Raw genomic sequence first — 22355 nt, forward strand, 5'->3', positions numbered from 1 at the left:
GGGGGTTAATTTCCCCCTCTTTTTTCTAGATTTTCACTTAAGAACTGGTCTACTTCCTCTGTTTTGTCTTCAGTCTTGATAACGTAAACAAAGTTAATATTATCGACATAAACAAAGAAATGATTTCCTTCTTGGCTATAATAGTCTATTTCTTCCCAATTATTTGATGAGTTTTTTTCTTTTTTTGGATCATGGGGAAATAAAGTAGCATGGATCCCGTCTTCAGAGATGGTTGTATGGTGCTCACCTAATAGACCTATATTTTCTTTTGTTAAACGTCTATTTGTACTTTTTATAAGATCCTTTTTTTGCTGCTGCAAAGAAAGGATAGGCGTTATGATGAAGCCAATAAAAACTAAAATTAAATAAAAATCCAAGCCTCTGCCCATCACGAGAGTAGGAAAATAACTTAAAATAAGGGTAAGAACTAAAGCGCCTATGACCGTCCACTTTTTAGCTCGCTTAGCCCTCGTGCTGTTTTCGTAATAATTTTCAGCTAACTTCTGAATATCTCCGTGGTTTAAGGTATAACTTAATTCAATTTTTCTCATAAACCCTCCGCTTTTAAGATTCTTTATGCTAATTATTTTAAGTCAATTAGGTTACAAAGTCTATATGATTTATATGCTAATTTTTTAAAAAAAGTTCGAGTTAACCCTAAAATAAATGAATAACATATTAAGATTTAAAACGAACAGAAGCTTCTGTCTGTGTTGCATAGTCACAGTAAGTATGAGATTTTAAAGCATTTCGGGAATGAAATCGCCCTATATTTTCCGAATTATGTAGGAATAATCGGGAGCGGTTTCTATGTTGATGAAGAATTACTATACGTGCGTCATTTTGACCAACAGATTAATCTGTTGGTCTTTCGTTGTCGTTTTTCGACAGTAGATATAATTTTTGAGATATGCAGAGAAAAACTATATCACCGCAACCTCTCACCAAAACCCCTGTTTCAGTTTAACATGTTCATAGTTCGCATTGTAAACACGATCCATTTCTTTAAGTTGAATTATATTTTCTATAAAGCCATTCTCTTGTAAATCCTGTTTGATTTGTTTCTTTAACGCTTCTTTTTGCGAATTGGTTTCCAGATAATCTTTCCAGCTACTCATTACCACATCATCCCTTATTGACGTATTTGCAGCCATTGGGCAAGTATTTGATCGATTTGTTTAAAATCTTTACTCATTTTTTTCATGTTATATGCTATTTCCCCTGTATCATGTTGGCTTTTTCGTAGTTTTTCCAGAAGATGTTCAAATTCATTTATATCAATTAATAGTGGTGTACCATCACTTTCAACATCCACTAGTTCACGAAAAATGTCATCGACATGAGCAGGGTTTAATATCTTTAAATTCTCCATTTAACGCCCGTTCTTGATCTTCTTTGGATAACAGATCAAACACGTCAGCTGAAGCAAACGTAATAGCGTTTGAGTCATGTTTGACAGCGAAATATTGGGCAAGTCCTCCACCTAGAGAATGTCCTGTAAATACGATGTTGTTTGCTCCATGTTTCTTTACATATTTTCCAACAATAGGTACAGCTTCTGTAAATTGATTTTTGTTCGTATACGTGAGGGTTTTATCTTGGAGTTAAGTTTCGCTTTACCCGTTGTTAAAGCAGCGTCTTGAGATGGAGTTCCTAAATAAGGTGTTTTTCCATATTCTCTTTTGGTATAATCGGAATCACCAAGAATAATTCCAGGAAGATTTTCTTCATAATCTTTAAGAGAATCTGGTTCTGTCCCCTGGAAATGATAACGATTTCATTTGTGTCGGGATTTTGGAGCACATAACCATCTAATCCAGTATCAGGGCTTTTAATGGTTTCAACTTTTTCCCAAACTTGTTTTTTAGTTGTTGATTGAATGGAAATTCTTTTTTGAATTTTCCTGTAAGACAGATTGGAAATTTTAGAAGCAGCTTTGTCTGTTATACTATGAGAATTCACCATCATTTTATCCTCCATCTTTTGATATTAGTTAATCAGTTAGGATGTGATACGAATGAAAAAACTTTTCATTTCGGCAATTTTTATTATCACAATTATACTATTAGGAGGTTGCATTGTGAACTCAAATCATGAAGATTTTGACGATGAAACAATTCGTAAAGCTGAAGAATCAGTTGAAAGTTTTTTAAAAAATAACTATAAAGATATCCGTACAGTAGATTTTAAAAAAGGTGATTATAGTGCTCCTATGGGAGGAATGGTAATTAGCGGAATCGTTAATAATAATAAAGAAGCGACTTTCTCTATCGACATTGATTATCAAAGTAACTTTAGAGTTGGCGCGATATCCGAAGGGAATGAATTTCCTGAAATAAAAGAGGAATGCAAAGAAAAAACATGTGATTATTAAAAAAGTTAAATTAACAAAAGTAAAAGTAGATATACTTTTTGCATACGATTTCTATACGTCAATAATCTGCATGATATAGATATAACATAATTGAGGGGAGTATATCACTTTTTTGTCTCAGTTTTTTTATTTGCCAAAATAAAGTTGTATAATTGGGATAACCAAAAATTATTCTGTCATACAGCTTTAATTTGAACGTGATTAAGCGCTGTGCTATAATGAGCATACAGTCAGTAATACGTTTAAAGTGTTTGTGTACGGTAGTCGCATTGACCTTTGGTGTAGGTTCGTCGCGTCATCCCTTTTCGTGAGAATATAGCCCCGTTCCTATTGGAGCGGGGCATTCTTGTGTGGTGGGTTACCTCTTTATTCTTCCTTGATTTTAACGAAACTTAGTCAAGGATTCTCCCTCCTCAACCGACAGGTAGGAGGGGGAGGAATTGCTGCCAATTAAATGGTGAACGGCTCATACTTGATGATTCTTGCTTTTATCTGTTTAGCTTTCCTTGGTTTGCATGGCATCAGAGCCTCACCATGCTTGTTGATCACGAATACGAGCATAGCGTATTCCCTCTTACATATAAGAGTTTGTTTCCCTTCGCCAATGTTAGAATGTGTTGGCAACATCTCAAAGCGAGATGGCTTACGGTTGACTGCTTCTTCCCATAGAAACTGTTTACAGAGCCGCCATAGAGCGTGGGACTAGGGAATCATCCCACGGTATGCAACATTCTAACGTAGTCAGTTAAGCCTTAGGCTAGACAACTAGGGCTTTTAACAAGCCCCCACTTCAAGTCTTATAGACTTAGTGGTGGGTAGTTGACTTGTTGATCTTTTGCTTTTTGCTCTATTTTTTCAAGGTGTGACTGGTATTTGATGTCCGGTTCGTAGACCGAAACCTCGGCCAGTCAATTGTATATCCATGGTATATACAAAAATTTGAGAAAGATTACCTTTGATTTTACTTTTCTATCTTGATTGATGATCACTGATGGGACAATGCCAATATAGTTTTTTTAGCGATTAACCTTTATAATTAGGGTTATAATTGAAAATGGGAGCGATTTGTTTTGGTGAAAAAAGTGTTTAAATAGCTTTGAAATAAGCCTATCCTTATAGAGAGTTTTTATTTATATTTTACGTCACATTCTATAAATACAGTGCTGAAATTCATGATAGACTTATTGCATTAAAGATCCTAATGATAGAAGTTTTTTAAATACAAAATTTTTATATTCAACTAAATGTTTAAAAACCTTGCAATAAAGCCTAATAAACTCCACGAACGACAATATAATCAACACTGATGATAAACTAAAAAAACATTCCCTATAGTAAAGCTTTTATTAATGTTTTTATTAAAAATGGCAGATGAAAGTCAGAATAGTATTGATTGGTTAAAGGAAATTGGAAAAATCGTTTCGTTAACAATGAGTATTTAATACGAATCTAGGATGTGGCTATTATGACTATTATAAAAATATTGATTATTGAAGATGACTTATCCTTATCTAACGGGGTAGCTATCGCTTTAAAAAACAGTGAATTTACCATTATACAGGCACGAGATTTGAATTCTGCTCGGATGGAAATCCAAAAGACGACCTTTGATTTAATTATTTTAGATATTAACTTGCCAGATGGAAGCGGACTGGATTTTCTGAAGGAATTGCGCAAATTCTCTGCAATTCCTGTGATTATGTTGACTGCCAAAGATATGGAAACAGATGTGGTTACTGGCTTTGAATTTGGGGCAGACGATTATATAACTAAGCCCTTTAGCTTGATGATCCTACGCGCAAGGGTTCGGGCTCAGTTAAGAAAAGTATCCGCCATCTCCATAGAACCCATACAAATTGACGGTTTTTCCTTTTCTTTCACAAAAATGGAATTTTCAAAATATGGTGTACCTATTGAACTTAGCAAGACTGAGCAAAAATTGCTCCGTTGTTTACTTGAAAATAAAGGTCATACTATGGAACGATCGCAACTGCTCGATATCATTTGGACGGACGGCGCTGATTATGTGGACGAGAATGCTCTCTCGGTTACGGTCAAACGTCTGCGTGATAAGCTGGAAGATGTACCATCGTCTCCCAAGTATATTAAAACGGTTTATGGTATTGGCTACACCTGGGCGGTGACATGATGTCTCAATGGCTTATTATGTTTGGAATTGCAGTAGTTACTGGCATTGCCTTTGCCATCCCTGTTATTCTTCTGTACCGGAGAAGAATGCGCCAACTTTTGAGTTCAATGGATGATATGTTGAACAATGCAATCGATGACGATTTCAGCGAAGGTTGTTTTGATGAGTCTGCTTTGTCGGCTGTAGAGACAAAACTGGCTCGTTTTTTGGCATTTTGTGCAGTCTCCTCCAAGAATCTGACTAATGAAAAAGAAAACATCGAAAGCCTGATTTCAGATATTTCTCACCAGACGAAGACGGCTGTCGCCAATATTCTTTTGTATACGCAACTTCTCGAGGAAGAACGTCTGCCGCAAGACTGTGTGGAGTATGTAAATACCCTTTCAGCACAGGCTAAAAAGTTGGATTTTCTCATTCAGGCGCTGGTAAAAACCTCTCGTTTGGAGAGTGGTATTATTACCGTTCAACCACAAAGAGACAGTGTGCAGAAATTACTCGAAAGGGCCATCACACAGGTTTCCCCAAGAGCAAAAGAGAAAGAGATTACCATTCAATTAGAATCAACTGATGGGATAGCTTATTACGATCCTAAATGGACAATTGAAGCAGTGTACAACGTTCTTGATAACGCGGTGAAATATTCCCCAATGCAAGGCAGCATTAAAATCAAAACTATACCCTATGAGTTGTTTTTTCGTATCGATATCACCGACCAAGGTATAGGTATCACAGAGGATGAACAAAGTAAAATATTTACCCGTTTTTATCGTTCTTCCGCGACAAACGTTCAAGAGGGCATGGGCCTCGGTCTGTTCCTGGCAAGAGAGATTCTCTCAACTGGAGGCGGGTATATTAAGGTTGCCTCAAAGCTGGGACAAGGCTCTACCTTTTCTATCTTTCTTGCAGCTGGAGAAAAGTGATTCTTTCAAAACTGTTAGATTTGAGAAAGAATGTGGAAAGGGTTTTTTGGTATGGTGTTTATATCATAAAAGAATGCATACAGACTATTGTTGTGGAGGAACCGATGATGACCATATTAAAAACAATGAATTTAAAAAAGATTTATACAAACGGAGCAACGTCCGTCCATGCGCTGAACAACGTAAATTTATCGGTAGAGCGAGGGGAATTTGTCGCGGTGGTTGGCACCTCGGGTAGTGGAAAGTCTACCTTGCTCCATATGCTCGGCGGTCTAGATCGCCCGACCAGCGGAACCGTAACAGTAGATGGAAAGGATATTTTTTCTTTGAAAGAGGAAGCACTGACGATTTTTCGACGCCGCAAGGTTGGTTTTGTCTTTCAAAGTTTCAATCTTGTTCCCATACTGAATGTTTATGAGAATATTGTCCTCCCCATTCAATTAGATGGTAATAAACCGGATAAAAGCTATGTGAATCAAATTATCCAGACACTGGGACTTGATGACAAATTGCAAAGATTGCCGAGCCAACTTTCCGGAGGACAACAACAACGGGTTGCCATCGCAAGGGCATTGGCCACAAAACCAATCATTGTCCTCGCCGATGAGCCGACCGGAAATCTGGATAGCAAGACCAGTCAAGACGTAATTGGACTTTTAAAAGTGACCGGGGAAAAATTTAGCCAGACCATTGTCTTGATCACTCACAATGAAGAACATGCTCAGCTTGCAGATCGAATTATCCGCATTGAAGATGGAAAAATCTTAGGCGGTGATCGGGTATGATTCGAGTAAAAAACAAGAAGATAATCCGCAAATTGGCAAGAAGGAATTTTCGATCATCCAAAGTACGCAACGTGTTCGCTGTGATGGCGATTGCCCTAACTACACTTCTATTCACTAGTTTATTTACGCTGGGAACTGGCATGATAAAAAGTACGCAACGTGCCGATATGGTTATGTCAGGCGGTGATGGCCACGCGAGAATAGAAAATATGACCGAATCAGAGTATCGCACCATAGAACGCCATCCTTTAATACAAGAAATGTCTTATATTCGAAAACTTGCCGATAGTGTGGACAATGCTGCCCTGACCAAGAGACAGACAGATTTTTGGTATTACGATGATCTCCAATTGAAATATTTATTTATTGAACTCACAAGTGGGCATAAACCGCAAGAGGAAAAAGAGATTATTACTGATACGAAGACGCTGGAACTGCTGGGCATTCCGCAAAAGCTTGGTACTCCGCTTACATTGGAGCTCACCATTAATAATGACAAGGTTATACGTGAATTTGTACTGGCTGGTTGGTGGGAAAGCCACCCCGGTGTTCCAGTTGGAACTATCATTTCTTCTCGCGCCTATATGGATGCGCATTTGGGGGAACTGGAAAGCACTTATCGCCAAGACCAATCAAAAACTGGAAGCATCACAGGAAATTTAAAGTTTGCAAACAGTAAAAATATTAATGAAAAATTGGAAACTGTGTTGATCGATAGTGGTTTTTCCATGAATATAAATTCGCAAAATTACTTGAACGCAGGTACCAATCCAATTTATTTGTCTAAAAGTACATCAGCAGGCTTTGGAACAATTCTTCTATTGTCTAGTATCCTAGTGCTGTTTATGCTCACAGGCTATCTGATTATCTTTAACATCTTTCAAATCTCCGTTATGCGTGATATTCGCTTTTACGGACTATTGAAAACAGTAGGTACTACAGGACGACAGCTTCGTGCAATCATTAGACGACAAGCTTGGGGGCTCTCGTTGGTTGGCATTCCGCTAGGGCTTTTTGGTGGCTTTTTCGTGGGCAGGTCAATGGTACCTACGCTGATTGAGCAGTCTCAGCTTGCAGGAAGCAAGGCGGTTGTATCTGCAAACCCGCTCATATTTGTAGCAGCCATCATGTTTACGCTGGCTACCGTGTTCATCAGCATTCGGAAACCGTTGAAAATGGCAGCAAAGATATCCCCGGTAGAGGCAGTTAGTTATACGAATACTAATTCCGTCAGTCGTAAGAAAAAAACCAAAAAATCCAGTAACAGCGGTACCCCACGAAGAATGGCATTGAATAACCTCGGAAGAAACAAGAAGCATACAGTTTTGGTGATTCTAAGCCTTTCTCTGAGCATTGTGTTGACCAATACAATTTTTAATTTCTCGCAAAGCGTGGACGTGGACAAAGCTCTCCAAAATGCTAGTGATTCTGATTTTCGCATCGGTCATATCGATCTGTTCAATTACAAGTATAAAGGCAAAAAAGAAAGTGCACTTAGTGAGAGCTTAATTGCCGCTGTAGAGAAACAAGAAGGGTTTGAAACGGGAGGGCGCCAGTACGGTAGTCCAGCCACATATAAAAGCGAAACGACTAGGCAGACAGTCAACCAACGATTGGATGGTTCCTTTTCCACGAATTTAATTGGTCTTGACGAATTTTCCTTTTCTCGTCTAGAATTGCTGGATGGTGAATTGGATAGAGAAAAGCTTGCGACCGGGAAGTATATTCTGGAGGGTGTATGGTCAGACACTCGTGGTAATTTGGATGAGAGTAGTATGAATCACAGTGTAGGCGATCAAGTCAAGCTAAACTACGGAGGCAACACGATAGAAGTAACAGTAATCGGTCATATCATCGCAAACGAGACAAACACTTATGATTGGGTAGGATCCGGATTCTTTCTTCCAGGGGAAGTGTACAAAAAACTTACTGGCAATACCCATGCTATGAGCTATGTCTTCGATGTTGCAGAGGATGAGGAAGGTGACATGGAACGCTTTTTGAAGTGGTACACGAATAGCATCGAGCCATCGATGAATTATAAATCCAAATTAACCGTTACGGCAGGACTTACTGATATACAGGATACGATCATGCTGATTGGCGGTACGCTTGCACTCATCATTGGAATCATCGGAGTGCTAAATTTTATTAATATTATTTTAACCAGTGTTCTGATCCGTCGCAGAGAATTTGCTGTACTGCGAAGTATTGGTATGACCAAACAGCAGCTATTGAAAATGCTTTGCTTTGAGGGAGGTTATTATGCGGCTTGGACAGTAGCAGTTTCTATCCTGTTAAGCATTGGCAGTTCATTATTGATTGTACGTCCACTAAGTGCGCAAATTTGGTTCCTAACCTTCCATTTTAATTTCTGGCCATTGGTCATTATTTTGCCGCTCATTTTTGTGATAGGGATTTTAATTCCATATATCATATATCACGCAACAAAACAGCAGAGTATCGTGGAGCAACTGCGAATTGAAGGGTATTGAAAAATGAATACCCTTCAATATTCCTTGTAGTGTGATCGGATTATTCACCGTTTTTTTAGAAAGTAGGTATTCAACATAAGAAGCACTAGCCTTTATTTAAGCACACCGCATGGGTGAAGTAATTAGGACCGCTTATAATAATAATCAGAAAAGGTAGAGGCAATATGAGAAAATTTTCAACCATTGTAAAAATTTTTGTAATTGTAATTTTATTATTTCATTTGGATTAGGAGATGAACTACCCGCCACTTAGCTTACGCTTGAAGTGTGGGATTCCTAAGAACACCTTCGTAACCGAAAGTTATGGATTAGGCTATCCCTGCGGGTCCCCGCAGTTAGAAGTCGTATGGCTTCGTTTTTCAAATTTTTACTTGCGTTAATATCTCTATCATGATGGGCATGGCATTCTGGACAATCCCATTTGCGCAATTCGAGATGTTTAACGTCTTTATTCCGATAACCACAGCACGAACACAGTTGTGAACTTGGGAATGTTTTTGTTTCCGCAACAACTTGCTTGCCGTACCAGTTCGCTTTGTATTCAAGCATCGTTCGAAACTGCGCCCAACTGGCTTCACTAATGGCTTTTGCTAATTTATGGTTTTTCAGCATGTTTGACTCCTGCAAGTCTTCGATACTGATAATATCGTGGTTTTTAATAATTTCGGTAGAAAATTATGCAGGTAGTCCGCTCGCTTGTTTCTAATCTTTTCATGAAGACGAGCAACGTTGCGCTTTTGTTTTTATAATTTTTTGCTTCGCTCAATTTTCGTTTTTGTTTTATCGCTTGTGCTTTTCGTTTGGACAACACGCGTTGTGCTTTTGCGAGTTTCGCTTCTAATTTGCGAAAGTATTTGGGGTTTTCGTATATCGTTTCATCTGATAAGATAGCGAAATCTTTTAACCCTACGTCTAACAACGGAACCCGTTTTTTCAAGCGGCTGTACATCCGTTTCAACTAAAACAGAGACAAAATATTTACCACTTGGATTGCGTCGAATGTCTACTGATAAAAAAGAAGTAGACATGTCATCAACTATCAAGAAATGTTTTCCCAGACGTAGATCAAAGGAGGCTGGTTGTATGCTTAAGTCCTTATAAGGAGTAATAGACATTCGTTCATTCTTTATTAATTGTTTAATCGTTTGCCCTGATAAAATCACCCGTTCTCACTCCTAATCATGAAATTCACCAATTAAATGGATCTCTAAATTATGATAGTGTTGCGTACTTTTTATCCTGCAAAAAAGTAGATTCCTACCGCAAGAATAGCTCTTCTTGAAAACGAAATAAGGCAAATGGCGAGCACAGCAGTTAAGCAGGGGGGCTGCACGACAAAAAGACTACGTTTTAACAATTCTCACCATATGCCTTCCATCCATAGACTAGGAAGTCTTCCAGCTAAGCTCTTTGCTAATCGTAAATAACGTTACTAGCCCATAGCGTTGAAGCTAAGTAAACATCTGGCTAATAGACATATCCTCTAAAAAACCGCTCTGTCCCCAAACCATCCTTTCTAATAAAAAATGGGCGTTGCATCCACAGGTAAAGAAAGTAGATATAATTATCGGCATAGCTAATCGACTGAAAATCGATAATACGCTTATTGTTTAAGCAAAAAATGCAACAAGACGCTATGGTTGATCTGATCCCTTTACATTATTTAGCAACACTCGTTTTGCACCAGTCAAATGACGGAACAAACCTGATTTCTCAACAGATTCACAACCTACTAGCAATATTTTCTATGCGGACACCAGGTGAGGACTGTATGCGTTCTAACATTGACACCTCTCCCCACACATCGAAAGATCTTTAAGATAAAAGTTTTCTTGCTGATACTGCTCTAAAATCGATAAATCCAAGTTTAACCGATAGCCGATCGTTTCTGCTATTATTGCAAACCGCTGGCGAAATTTATAAATAAAACAAAAAATATGGTCTTTGTGCCGAAGTTCCGGCCCTGCTAGAAATAGACCAGAAGTTGCCACAGATTCATCTATTTCATTGACAAGTACTTCATCATATTGACCACGTGTCACTAAATTTTCTATCTTAGTTGTGCTACCAATGAAGCCAGTGGCTAATATTGGTTTTTCCGTTGTAAAATAAACTTTTCCGCTACTTGTATAGACGTCATATCCTGAAGATACGGCTTCTATTCGTGTGACGGCTGTATTGCCAACAACTGTTAACAAATCGGATCCTAATAAATGACAAACACGACTATATGTGTAAGTGGAAAGGGCTATGCTTGGATCACTATTGTCTAGCTCCCAAGTATTCGTTTTAGCTATAATAGTAGTTTTTTTGCCGAAACGTCCTAAGTGAAATGCCGCATCTATACCACTTTCATAGCCTCCGATGATAATGAAATCATCGCCTTCTAGTTCCCGCCAAGATGGAATCAGACTATTGTGTACACCAAGTTCTGCACCAGGGAAAGGTCGTAAATTAGGATATTGGTATTGTCCTGCTGCCCAAACGACATAGCGACTTTGGTAGATCCCTTGTGTCGTATCTATCGTAAAGATACTATCCTTTTTATGAATTTGTTTTACTTGCACGCCCTTTTTAATAGGAAGAGCAAAATGATCTGCCACTACATCTAGGTATTCAGCATACGCTTCGCCAGTAGGATGCTCCATATTTAACGTATAAGCTGGTGAAGTTTTAGGGACAATTGCATTTAAATCTGTTTGACCAAATCCCTGCGCTGGAAAAGAAGGTGTAATAAATCTCATTTCTTCCGGCCATCGTAAAAAAGAAGCTCCTACCTCTTCTTTCTCTAGAATCAAATAAGATGTACAATTCATTTGTTGTAACAAAGTTGCGACACCAATTCCAGAGGGTCCAGCTCCTACAATAACGACATCATATATCTTATTCACAGTTATCACCCTTTAAATCATAATCATTCCGATTTGAATTATAAAAAATTAAGCAAGACAATATTGAAAGCCTTTTGCTAGTTCTTGATAATCTAAATGCTTCCCAATAAATACTATCTCACTTTGACGCGGTTCATTATCTGCCCATTCAGTCCCCTCTGTACCTGCAAACAGCATATGTACACCTTGAAAAACGACTCGTTTCTCTAGGTGATTTATATGGAGTACTCCTTTATAACGATATAAATTTTCTCCTTTAAAGTGGACTAAATAGGCGAACCATCTATTCACTTTTTCTAAATCGAGAGGACGACCTTCTCGAAAAACAAAAGAAGTGACTTGATCATTATGATGATGGTGATGCGTTTCTACTAATAGTTTTGGATCTATTTTTAATAAATTACCTAAATCAAAGGATTTTTTTCCTATTAAATCTTGAATGTTTACATTTGCATATGTAGTATAAACACGCTTCGCATGTGGATTCATGTTGACCAGCTGTTGTTCCAGCTTAATTTTTTCATTCGCAGTAATCAAATCCATTTTATTTATCAACAGAATATCAGCAAAAGCGATTTGCTTCCCAGGTTCTTCTTCCTTTAAATGTTGCCATATATGCTTGGCATCCACCATCGTAATCACACTGTCAATTTCAAATGACTTGCCTGTTTTTTCATCCATCAAAAAGGTTTGAATGACCGGAGCTGGATTAGCCATACCTGTTGTCTCAATAATAACACGGTCGATTTTTTCTTCCTGTGCGATCAAAATACTTAATATGTTGATTAAATCGCCTCGTACATTACAGCAAATACAACCACTGTTAATTTCGATAATTTCTTCCCTCGTTGATACCACTAAGTGACTATCGATTGATGTGTCACCAAATTCATTAATGATGACAGCAACTTTTTGTTCTGACATACCTTTTAACAAGTTATTGAGCAATGTTGTTTTTCCTGCACCTAAAAAACCAGTTAAAATTGTTACCGGAATGGTTTGTTTCTGTGACAATGGCCTTTCCCTCCTCTTCTATGTACGAAGAATAAATTATTATTTTGTATAAAAATAATACAGGGACAACACTTTAAGATGCCCCTGTTAACTTATTTTAGTCCTCCAAAACGCTAGTCTCTACCAGCTAGCTTTTTTCACACCTGGTATTTGCCCTTTATGAGCATATTCTCTAAAGGCAATACGTGACATATTGAACTTTCGCATGTAGCCACGTGGTCTGCCTGTAACTTCACAGCGATTTTTCAAGCGAGTTGGAGAAGAATCTCGTGGTAATTTACGAATTGCTTCATAATCACCTTTTGCTTTTAACTCTTTTCTCAAGGTAGCATATTGTTCAACCATCTTCTGGCGTTTTTTCTCTTTTGCAATTTTAGACTTTTTTGCCATTTGATCTACTCCTATCAATATTTATACTCTATCTCAAAATCATCCTTAAATCGTAATGATTACGTGTTAGAAGTTATTATAAAACATCTTTACTAAATTGTAAATAGTAATGATTACGATTTATGAATTAAATTCCTTAATTTACTTTGAACTTAATTATTTATTTTTTCGATAAATATAGCAGTATTTTTACTTAAATTTTCCGTTTATACTGCTGGAGTAATTTAATTTTACTTTTAGTTTACAGATTACCCTGTGAATGAAATGAAATACCAATTATGCATTTCGCCACTAATTGTCGAAATATTTTAAGATTCTTCCACTTGTACGGTTGATTTTCGTTAATAAATGACAAACCATCTGCACTATCATATAATAATTGTATAAAAGCTGGAGTATTAAACTTGGTGCGAACCTGAAGTGCACATAAAAACCCTAGGGGATTCGCACCTTAACTTAGTTGCTTTATGTAAATATATGGAATAAAATAAAGGGGAAATAAGATTTTTTTCCTAAAAGCAATATATTTTTGACTACTTTTGTAAACTTTTAGGTAAAAATCGCTGTCGCACCTTATATAGGTGCGTGGATTGAAATGTTACATTCCTGTATTGCTTTATTAAGTGTTATATGTCGCACCTTATATAGGTGCGTGGATTGAAATGAGAAACGTCAATTACGATTCGCTCTCCACTGTCGTCGCACCTTATATAGGTGCGTGGATTGAAATGTTACATTCCTGTATTGCTTTATTAAGTGTTATATGTCGCACCTTATATAGGTGCGTGGATTGAAATGAGAAACGTCAATTACGATTCGCTCTCCACTGTCGTCGCACCTTATATAGGTGCGTGGATTGAAATGTGTATTATTTTATTTTTATCGTCTATCTCAACAGTCGCACCTTATATAGGTGCGTGAATAGAAACGCACTTATTGTTTAGCAGACCCTTGCAAATCGAGTAGAGGGAAAAGCTAGATAACTTTTCTCCCCTCTCACACCACCAGTATATACGGTTCCGTATACGGTGGTTTCATTTGGGATCAGTTTAAGCACTCTTGGGTCTTTGATCTTCTGACTCAATGTGCGCATTAATCTGTCGTGATGTACTTTATCGAAGAACTTCTCTAAATCCATATCGATAACCCAACGATAGCCATCTTTTATATAGCTTCTCGCTTTCCTGACCGCGTCATGTCCTCGTCTATTCGGGCGGAAACTATAACTGTGTTCAGAGAATGTTGGGTCATAGATGGTTGTTAGAACTTGTGCGATTGCTTGTTGGAGGAATCGGTCTAACACGGTAGGAATTCCTAGCTTCCTCATTCCGCCGTTTGGTTTCGGGATTTCGACACGACGAACGAGTTGAGGATAGTAGGTACCTCCTTCGAGTTGTCCTCGAATGGAAGCCCAGTGTTCCATGATATGCGCTCGTAGGTTTTGTACATGTATCTCATCCACACCATGGCTTCCTTTATTTCGCTCGACACGTTTCAGTGCGAGTATAAAGTTTTCCCGTGATAGAATGCTTCCCAACATGATATCTAACTCCTGCGTGAATGGCTCCTTCTTCTTGTGTGGCAATTACTTTCAGCCCTTCTAGCATCCCCCACGGATTCACCGTTTCCTTCACTAAGAAGGTTTACATGGTTCTGCTTCATCAAGTATTGCGTACGCAAAGCGACCATTCTTCTTAAATGATTTAGTCCTTCCCAGATATCCTAGAAATATCTAGTACTACGGCTTCGGCTGACTTCTGATAGTTCAGCGAACACTTACATTTTCGGTTACGGCGTATGCGTCGCATTTCTATCAGACCTCCCAGCGTAAGCGCATATTCTTCCTCTCCTTGTCCTTCCTTCATTTACTTGATGTATTCTTTGGCAGTACGGGCTTTAACTTGTTTAGCAGTCTCACTCAAATACATCTAGCCTCGTATGAAGTTCGTGTTCCTAAAGGCGGAGATTTGCCGCCGACTTCCTTCAGATTCGGGATCACCCCAGACACCCTTGTCTTGAGCTAACCACTACTACTGCCTTCGTGGCTCGGGACTTCAACCCTAGAGAATATGCACATGCCTGGCACACCAAAAAGAAAACACACCGTTTGATATGATATGCTCCCAATATGGTAGACAGAGAAATAATAAAAACTCTCTACTACTATATTGGGGGCATTTTCTATGTCTAAAAGAAGAAGTAAACATACGTTAGATGAAAGAATCGAGGCGGTATTACGTGTGATTGAGGGGATGGCGTCTGTCACAGTACGATTGCTAAAGAATACTCTGTTGACCGTACTACGATTAACTTATGGGTGCGTAAATACGAAGCAGATGGGGTGGATGGTTTAAAGGAAACGAGGACATGGAAGAAGTATTCCAGCGAACTGAAAAGGGAAGCTGTTGAATTTTATCTAAATGGAGAAGGCAGTCTGAGAATGACTTGTGAGAAGTTTAATATTTCATCTAATTCGGTTTTACGTCAATGGATAAACCAGTATACTAGTGGGAAAGAGATAAAATCTACTAGTAAAGGAAGAGAAACCATGACAAAAGGGCGTAAAACCACACTTCAAGAACGCATTGAAATTGTCCAATATACGATTGCGAACGAACGCAATTATCATGAGGCGGCTAAAAAGTATAACGTTTCTTATCAACAAGTATATAGCTGGATACGTAAATATGAAAAAGATGGGAAACAGGGTCTTCAGGATCGTCGTGGAAAAACGCTAGAATCAAAGGCTAGCCTTACCGAAGAAGAGAAATTACAACTTCGTATTAAAGAACTGGAACACCGTAATCAGTATTTAGAGGCGGAGAATGGCTTATTAAAAAAGTTGAAGGAAATCGAAAGGGGGATGGGACAGCGCGACTAGGTAAACATCTAGCTAAATTTCAAGCGATTCATGACTATCACAAGGAGACAACAATACCCATTCTATTACTCTGTGACATTTTAGATGTATCCCGATCTGGGTACTATAAATGGTTGAAACATAAACCTACAGAACGACAAAGGGAAAATGAATGGCTCATGAAAAAAGTGAAAGAGGAATTCAGAAAGTATAACGGTAACTTCGCTATCGTCGAATAACCATGGCGATCAATCGCAAATATAAGAAGCAATATGATGAGAAAAGAATTCGACGCTTCATGATTCAAATGGGCTTAAAATCGCATATTCGTCGCTCCAATGGCTATTCCACGAAGACAAGCTATATCAATATGGAAGAAAACATTTTGAATCATGAATTTACTGCGGGGAAGCCGAATGAGAAGTGGGTAACGGATATCACGCATGTGACGTATGGCTTTGGTAACAAGGCTTATTTAAGTGCCATTAAGGACCTTTATGACGGTTCGATTGTCGCCTATCAGGTTGGGCGCTATAATGACAATCCTTTGGTTATGAACACGCTAAAAGAAGCGATAGAGGCAAATTCTGACGCAACCCCTTTAATTCACAGCGATCGTGGTTCACAATACACATCAAAGGAATATCGTTATCTTACGACAGAAGCTGGGATGAAACGCAGTATGTCACGTGTAGGCAATTGTATTGTAACGCACCAATTGAAAGCTTCTTTGGTCATTTTAAATGTGAAAGCTATGACTTAAAGAATTACAAGAACTTTGAGGCGCTAGAAAAAGATATTGATAAGTACATTACATTCTATAATGAGGAACGATACCAAAAGAGATTAAACAGCCTAGCACCATTAGAATACCGGCACCAGGCTGTGGCATAATTTTTTATTTTTTCACTGTCTACTTGACAGGGCGAGTTCAATAAGGTATGGGTTTTTTGCACGATTTCTGTTAATAGTCTATTTTTATTTAAAGTAATTGAATATCACACTGCCTATTATTATTACTAATACAAGTACAATCATAAAACCAGGACTGCCAATAAATGCTCTATCAAATTGATCTTTCTGGTTATCGTTTCTATTTCTTCCCATAAAACCACTTCCTTTTAAATTAGTATTTTTGATCATACATACTCATAATACTGTTCGTGACATCTTTTATCGTTTTTACAGTGATTAATTTAATCGTAATACATTTAATCTAATTTGTTAATTATTTATAATATATTACAATTCATTTATTTTTCTGATATTATTTAGTTAGTAGAATATTAGGAGGTTATTGAGAAATGAAAAAATTTTTTTAAGTTTGTTTATTTTGACCTGTCTGTTCTTTGTCTTTGGTTTTAGTCACCCGTCTAATGCTGAAAAGGCCATTGTCAACAACAAAGAAAAAAGCATTGAAGAATCTTACAGGGATGCTACAATATAGTACAGCACAAATACTATCTGAAACTGTAGATGATAAAGGAAATAAAGACCAGTTAATAGCTGTAACTGTTTTTAATGATATAGAGTTAAAAGAAGAGGGTGCAAAAATTAGAACATTGGGTGATAAAGGAAATGAAGAACTAACTCCCTTTGTAAGGGCATATAACAGGATTTATTACCAGAATTCAACGGATCGAGGAGTCGCTTATGCCAAACTAACGCGGGTCACTGGTGGCTGGGAAGTATTCAATCCCTTAACAACCTTATCAAATAGAGTGGTTCGTTACGGATCTTCTGGTCGGCCGAATGGCTCTCAAGCAACGGTTAAGTATCCAATTGGGAATACTTATTCTTATAAAACCCCTTCATCTTGGAAAAGAACTGCATTGACAGGTTCATATGCTATCGGTACTAACTCAACAGTAACAGTTAAGAGGGGTTCTTCGACCTGGACTGTAAAAGTTAAAACTAATTTATAAAAATGATTGTCTAATTAATTGGTTGGTGTGGGACAGTATTCAACCGAATGCATACGATTCAATTTCGCTTTTATCTAATTGTTCTCATGGTGAAGTTGTAATTGAATGAATGATGCTTAGTGGTACGCTTGGTTATTTTAAAAAAATCCACATCGTGTGTTACGGTGTGGATTTTTGGGTCTCGGTTTGTTGATCTTGTCGGATTTATAGCAAGAGCTACTACCTCGTTTTTTTTATTTAATAACTTCGAATTCAATGCGTGGCTCATAATTGAATAAACTCACTTGGTTACCTAAGTTATCTTCAAGGTATACCGCAAATACCTCGTACTCCCCTAGGGGTGCGTTTGACGGTAACTCTCTGTTGAAATCGAAGGTCTCTCCATTGAATGTTGCAAAGTCATTATACTGTACGCCGGTTTGCTTGTGTTCCACATACAAAAAAACGGATTTGACCCCACTCTTATCCTCTGCATCAATGTTGATATGAACTTGTTCGCCTTGTTTGTACTGGTCTTTATCAATTGCTATGCTCTTTAATGTCGGAGCGTCAGCGTCCAATGATCCACCAACAACTTCAAACGTCGCGTTGACGTCAAACACATCTTGTTCATTACCTGAATGGTCTCGGATCGTAAGGTATTGAATACCGTAAGTACCATTCAACGCGTTGTCAGGAAGTTGGAAGCGAAATTCATGATAACCGTTTACCTCTTCTGAGAAACCTTGAAAGGTGTATTCCTCGGAGGACAAGTGCTGGATAGAAGGAAAGACCCAATCGATTCCACTCTCATCATCTGTCGCTTCGATTTTTAGCACCACTTCTTCACCTGGTTGATACTGTTCTTTGTCGAATACAGCGTTCTGGAAAACCGCTTTCTCTGTATCCGTTGATTCTCCGATCAGATCAAAGCTTGCGCCTGGATTGAAAATATTTGTCTTCACTCCTGCAGAGTCGGTTATAATAATCGCTTGTATGGCGTATTTCCCTGATGGTGCTTCTTCCGGAAGATGGATTTTGACCTCTGTTCCAGATTCTGAATAGATAACGTTGTTACTAGAAAATAGTCGTTTGGTCTGTTCATGTTCGATTTGAACCCACACCCGCTCGATTTCATTCGTACCTGCTTCGCTGTTTACTGTGAGCTCAACCGGCTCGCCAGCTTGGAATGCCTCTTTTGCAAATTCTGCTCTGAGAAACTTCGGTTTCACATACTCCTCAGCATTGACCCCGCTCGTTAAAAAGACAGCTACTAGACTGATGAGAGCCACTCCACCTAATATTTTGTTTAATAACCGCATTATAATTCCCTCCAAATAAATAATCTTGATCACATTAATAATATCATCAAACAAGAGCTGAGCGTGAATTCTGATTCAGCCTCTTTGACAATCTTTTTCCGGTTTCGCACTGTGCAACCTAATATCAAATTATAGAAAGAAAGCTTATAACGTAAAAATATGCTGTGGTACGATTTGTCATTCTCTATGATTCCAATAAAGCGAATGGTTTCGGCATGAGGAAGTTTACCAGTCTACGTTTGCAAGTTCTAACTGTCTTTTGGCTTTCCTGAATATATAATCGAGGTTTTGATCTTGCTTAATCGTCCGTCATGTTCCAAATGTTTATTTGAAATCCACACGTTCTGTTTCGTGTCGTTGATTAAAAATCGCTTCGCTTTTGTGTGTTTGTAATTGCGTTTAATCGGCCGAAGCGGTATGCCTTGGTAGAATTGCAGTTTGAAATTCATAGATTCCTTTCCACTATTATAGCACCAGGTGCTAGATTTTCTTTTCGTCCAACAATCCGATATCATACATCTGCTTGTCTTTTTGATGGTCAACTAACTTTCCAGCCACTGTATTTGCATAAGGGGGGATTTTTCCTTTATAATAGCCGGTCTTCAGTTCATCCTCACTGAAAGGAGGTCCTGATTTCAATACGGGCGTTGTTCCCCATTTCACTTTTTTCTTGAGCAAAGAATTATATCTACGCTTACCGGGCAAATATATCGTATGTCCTTCCCGATTTTTGTAGTACCAATCCAATAGTTGAGGCCCGATTTCACTAGCATGACATTTCTGACAGTGATACGGTCCGCATTGAACCATACCAATACCGTTATCCACCCAATCAGTGTCCATTTCGTCACCGCAGTAAGGACATGTTTCTGTTGGTGTATCATATGCACTCATTTGTCATTCCTCCTTGTTTATTTCGATATGGTGTCAAATATGGTGTAGCACATATTGCATGTCTTAATACATACTGTGTGGAAACTAAACCGATAACTGATTTCAGTCACTGGTTCATTTCGCTTGCAATTGCGATTTTTTGGAGAATATTCCCTTTTTTATCTGTTTTTATAGCGTCCAGTTGACCACCGAATGCGCACCCTCCATCAATATCGACTTTGTCGCCTTTCTCACTCGTCCAAATGTCGTAATTGTCTTTTTCATCATGAATTAAACCAGTTGGGGTGTGGCCGAAAAATACGGTTTTGGGTGCTTTTTCTGTGGAGTGTATAAACTGATTACGTATCCAGTTCATCGATTTTTTATCTCTTCGTCAGTCATCGATTTTTAGATTAATACCTGCATGGACGAAAATACAATGATCGGTTTCGTAGTAGAATGGAAGTTCATGTAAAAGTCTCAATTCCCTCATATAATTATAGAGGATTTGTTGCCCGCGCTGTTTGCGACTCGAAAACGGATTGGGAACTTCCCGAATCCTATTTGGCATACCTTGAAAAGAGTCACCAAAATAAAACCATCTATCAAACGAAAACAACAGAAGAAACATCCAAGCTGCAATTTCTCATTCAACAAGCACATGATTTGTATGCGTTCATTAAAGGTCATGCTGACGTGGAAAACTTCCGTAGTTTTGAACATCTTGCACGTCTTCTAAAGGAACAATCGATCCCAACAAAAGACGGCAGTGTTATGCCTGTGGAAGGTGCAAAACTAACCTCCCAAATTCTACAAAATCCATCTGATCCAGATGCGACTTTTCGACATAAAGCTGGCGAAACCCATATTGGACATAGCTTAAACTTTGTAGAGGTTTACGACAATGAAACAGATATGGGATTAATGATGCATGCTGATGTAAAGGAAAACACCTACAGCGACGCTCAATACGGAGAAGATTTTGTCAAGAATCATCCACTTGCCAAGGAAATGGATACGCTAGCTGTGGATGGAGCTTACTATCGTCAAGAAACCGTGAAGCATGCAGATGAATGAGGGCTTGAAATCAACTTTTCGCAAATGACCGGTCGAGCTGTTACAGAAGATTCTATTGGTGTAAATCAATTTAAAATAGACCCGGAAACCCGGAAAATTACACGATGCCCCCAAGGCCATCAACCTATTTTTTCCTTGTACGATGAGATAAAAGAGACACATACTGCAAAATTTTATAAAGAACATTGTCAGAACTGTCCACTATTCGAACGATGCCAAGTGAAAGAGCAAAAACGTGCCTATCATATTTCGTTTAGTGAAAACAAAATCCGCACAGACCAGACACGTTCCAAAATGGGTACAGATCGCCACCGGGAACTATCTAATTATCGCGCAGGTGTGGAAGGCGTACCATCCGTCTTAAAACGGGCATATCGATTAGAGCATTTGCCTGTCAGGGGACAAGTGCGCTCAAAAATCTGGATTTTTGCCTCCATCATCGCCCAAAACTTCAAAAGATGCAGGAAATACATCAAAAGGAGTGGTCTTCCCACTTTTATGCTTCGTATATTTCGAAAAAAATTTGCGATCAAAAGAATTTTGATCACAAAGACAGCACTCTAACTTTCTTCGGCAATAAAAAACTCGTTTTTGGGGTCTAACCATTATAAAACATCTTTACTAAATTTAAATATAGCAGTATTTTGCTTAAATTTGTAGTTCATAGATGCTGTAGTAATTTAATTTTACTTTTCAATTTACAGATCACCCTGTGAATGAAATTGAAACACCAATTATGCATTTTGCTACTAATTGTCGAAATAATTTAATCTACAAAGAGGAAAACATCATTCTTTGATTTTATTTGCACATATTTTAAGATTCTTCCACTTGTACGATTGATTTTCGTTAATAAATGACAAACCATCTGCACTATCATATAATAATTGTATAAAAGCTAGAGTATTAAACTTGGTGCGAACCTGAAGTGCACATAAAAACCCTAGGGGATTCGCACCATTATTTATATTATTTTTGGCAAATATTGGAAAAACGAAGAGAAAACGTTCATTTTTTTAACTTTCCCTCTCTAAAACTGGAAGTTTTTTGTTATATTTGTAAAATTTTATGTTAAAATCGCAGTCGCACCTTATACTAGGTGCGTGGATTGAAATTAAATCTGCAAAGCTTAAATCTGTACATCTTAAAGTCGCACCTTATACTAGGTGCGTGGATTGAAATAAAGAAGAACAGGAAAAAGAAACAGGAAACTATAGTCGCACCTTATACTAGGTGCGTGGATTGAAATGCGTAGGCTGTATGAAAATATGGTGTTCGTCCATCGTCGCACCTTATATAGG

18 protein-coding genes, 5 pseudogenes and 1 CRISPR repeat array are annotated in these 22355 nt (G+C 38.1%); of the genes and pseudogenes, 9 read left to right on the plus strand and 14 right to left on the minus strand.

Annotated elements, in window-relative coordinates; genetic code table 11:
* Positions 1-5: 5 nt before the first annotated feature.
* The 5 genes and pseudogenes from KBP50_RS14520 to KBP50_RS14540 all read right to left on the minus strand — a co-directional run bounded on the left by KBP50_RS14520 (position 6) and on the right by KBP50_RS14540 (position 1965).
* Positions 6-551 (minus strand): hypothetical protein, encoded by a 546-nt coding sequence (locus KBP50_RS14520; protein WP_050351187.1) that lies wholly within the window; start codon positions 549-551, stop codon positions 6-8.
* 390 nt (positions 552-941) lie between these two features.
* Positions 942-1118 carry a hypothetical protein gene (locus tag KBP50_RS14525; protein WP_156875356.1) on the minus strand — a complete coding sequence of 59 codons (177 nt, stop codon included), beginning with the start codon at positions 1116-1118 and terminating at the stop codon, positions 942-944.
* Between the two features lie 14 nt (positions 1119-1132).
* Positions 1133-1372, minus strand: a complete 240-nt coding sequence (locus KBP50_RS14530) for a hypothetical protein (RefSeq protein ID WP_050351188.1) — start codon at positions 1370-1372, stop codon at positions 1133-1135.
* A pseudogene (locus KBP50_RS22785) lies at positions 1332-1565 on the minus strand (Tle-like phospholipase domain-containing protein); the annotation flags it as partial. The pseudogene KBP50_RS22785 and the gene KBP50_RS14530, both read right to left, overlap by 41 nt.
* 88 nt (positions 1566-1653) lie before the next feature.
* Positions 1654-1965 (minus strand): hypothetical protein, encoded by a 312-nt coding sequence (locus KBP50_RS14540; protein ID WP_050351189.1) that lies wholly within the window; start codon positions 1963-1965, stop codon positions 1654-1656.
* Positions 1966-2080: 115 nt separating this feature from the next.
* Between KBP50_RS14540 and KBP50_RS14545 the strand changes: the two genes are divergently transcribed.
* The 5 genes from KBP50_RS14545 to KBP50_RS14565 all read left to right on the plus strand — a co-directional run bounded on the left by KBP50_RS14545 (position 2081) and on the right by KBP50_RS14565 (position 8723).
* Positions 2081-2374 (plus strand): DUF1433 domain-containing protein, encoded by a 294-nt coding sequence (locus tag KBP50_RS14545; RefSeq protein ID WP_050351190.1) that lies wholly within the window; start codon positions 2081-2083, stop codon positions 2372-2374.
* A gap of 1465 nt (positions 2375-3839) precedes the next feature.
* Complete coding sequence (locus KBP50_RS14550) at positions 3840-4523, plus strand: response regulator transcription factor (RefSeq protein ID WP_082240898.1); 684 nt, start codon at positions 3840-3842, stop codon at positions 4521-4523.
* Positions 4523-5443: a sensor histidine kinase gene (locus tag KBP50_RS14555; protein ID WP_128743356.1), complete on the plus strand. Its 921-nt coding sequence runs from the start codon at positions 4523-4525 to the stop codon at positions 5441-5443. Before KBP50_RS14550 ends, KBP50_RS14555 begins: the two co-directional genes overlap by 1 nt.
* Before the next feature lie 107 nt (positions 5444-5550).
* Positions 5551-6228, plus strand: a complete 678-nt coding sequence (locus KBP50_RS14560) for an ABC transporter ATP-binding protein (RefSeq protein ID WP_050351192.1) — start codon at positions 5551-5553, stop codon at positions 6226-6228.
* A complete protein-coding gene (locus KBP50_RS14565; protein ID WP_050351193.1) occupies positions 6225-8723 on the plus strand; it encodes an ABC transporter permease in 2499 nt (832 codons plus the stop codon). Before KBP50_RS14560 ends, KBP50_RS14565 begins: the two co-directional genes overlap by 4 nt.
* A gap of 276 nt (positions 8724-8999) precedes the next feature.
* Here the strand turns inward: KBP50_RS14565 and KBP50_RS14570 are convergent.
* The 6 genes and pseudogenes from KBP50_RS14570 to KBP50_RS14595 form a co-directional block, all read right to left on the minus strand.
* Positions 9000-9736 (minus strand): annotated as a pseudogene (locus KBP50_RS14570) (RNA-guided endonuclease TnpB family protein); the annotation flags it as partial.
* Positions 9737-9772: 36 nt separating this feature from the next.
* Positions 9773-9886 (minus strand): annotated as a pseudogene (locus KBP50_RS22860) (2'-deoxycytidine 5'-triphosphate deaminase domain-containing protein); the annotation flags it as partial.
* 615 nt (positions 9887-10501) lie between these two features.
* Positions 10502-11614 (minus strand): NAD(P)/FAD-dependent oxidoreductase, encoded by a 1113-nt coding sequence (locus KBP50_RS14580; RefSeq protein ID WP_050351194.1) that lies wholly within the window; start codon positions 11612-11614, stop codon positions 10502-10504.
* A gap of 48 nt (positions 11615-11662) precedes the next feature.
* Complete coding sequence (locus tag KBP50_RS14585; protein ID WP_050351195.1) at positions 11663-12628, minus strand: CobW family GTP-binding protein; 966 nt, start codon at positions 12626-12628, stop codon at positions 11663-11665.
* A gap of 120 nt (positions 12629-12748) precedes the next feature.
* On the minus strand, positions 12749-13018 hold the full coding sequence (rpsN, locus tag KBP50_RS14590; protein WP_050351196.1) for a 30S ribosomal protein S14: 270 nt from the start codon (positions 13016-13018) through the stop codon (positions 12749-12751).
* A gap of 565 nt (positions 13019-13583) precedes the next feature.
* Positions 13584-13948: a CRISPR direct-repeat array (repeat unit 33 nt; unit sequence GTCGCACCTTATATAGGTGCGTGGATTGAAATG).
* A 112-nt stretch (positions 13949-14060) separates the two neighbouring features.
* Positions 14061-14558, minus strand: a pseudogene (locus tag KBP50_RS14595) (reverse transcriptase domain-containing protein); the annotation flags it as partial.
* 643 nt (positions 14559-15201) lie between these two features.
* Here KBP50_RS14595 and KBP50_RS14600 point away from each other — a divergent pair.
* A pseudogene (locus tag KBP50_RS14600) lies at positions 15202-16772 on the plus strand (IS3 family transposase).
* Positions 16773-17254: 482 nt separating this feature from the next.
* Positions 17255-17803 carry a hypothetical protein gene (locus KBP50_RS14605; protein WP_210967593.1) on the plus strand — a complete coding sequence of 183 codons (549 nt, stop codon included), beginning with the start codon at positions 17255-17257 and terminating at the stop codon, positions 17801-17803.
* A 233-nt stretch (positions 17804-18036) separates the two neighbouring features.
* Here the strand turns inward: KBP50_RS14605 and KBP50_RS14610 are convergent, their stop codons facing one another.
* From KBP50_RS14610 to KBP50_RS14620, 3 genes are all read right to left on the minus strand, one after another.
* Positions 18037-19104, minus strand: a complete 1068-nt coding sequence (locus tag KBP50_RS14610) for an alpha-2-macroglobulin family protein (protein WP_050351199.1) — start codon at positions 19102-19104, stop codon at positions 18037-18039.
* Positions 19105-19584: 480 nt separating this feature from the next.
* Positions 19585-19998, minus strand: coding sequence for a hypothetical protein (locus KBP50_RS14615; RefSeq protein ID WP_050351200.1), 414 nt, complete (start codon positions 19996-19998; stop codon positions 19585-19587).
* A gap of 106 nt (positions 19999-20104) precedes the next feature.
* A complete protein-coding gene (locus KBP50_RS14620; RefSeq protein WP_050351201.1) occupies positions 20105-20353 on the minus strand; it encodes a hypothetical protein in 249 nt (82 codons plus the stop codon).
* Positions 20354-20436: 83 nt separating this feature from the next.
* Between KBP50_RS14620 and KBP50_RS14625 the strand changes: the two genes are divergently transcribed.
* The gene (locus KBP50_RS14625; protein ID WP_050351202.1) at positions 20437-21054 is read left to right on the plus strand and encodes a hypothetical protein; all 618 of its coding nucleotides are present in this window, start codon (positions 20437-20439) and stop codon (positions 21052-21054) included.
* 24 nt (positions 21055-21078) lie between these two features.
* Positions 21079-21618: a transposase gene (locus KBP50_RS14630; RefSeq protein ID WP_050351203.1), complete on the plus strand. Its 540-nt coding sequence runs from the start codon at positions 21079-21081 to the stop codon at positions 21616-21618.
* Positions 21619-22355 lie beyond the last annotated feature (737 nt).

Source organism: Virgibacillus pantothenticus, assembly GCF_018075365.1.
Lineage (GTDB): Bacteria > Bacillota > Bacilli > Bacillales > Amphibacillaceae > Virgibacillus > Virgibacillus pantothenticus.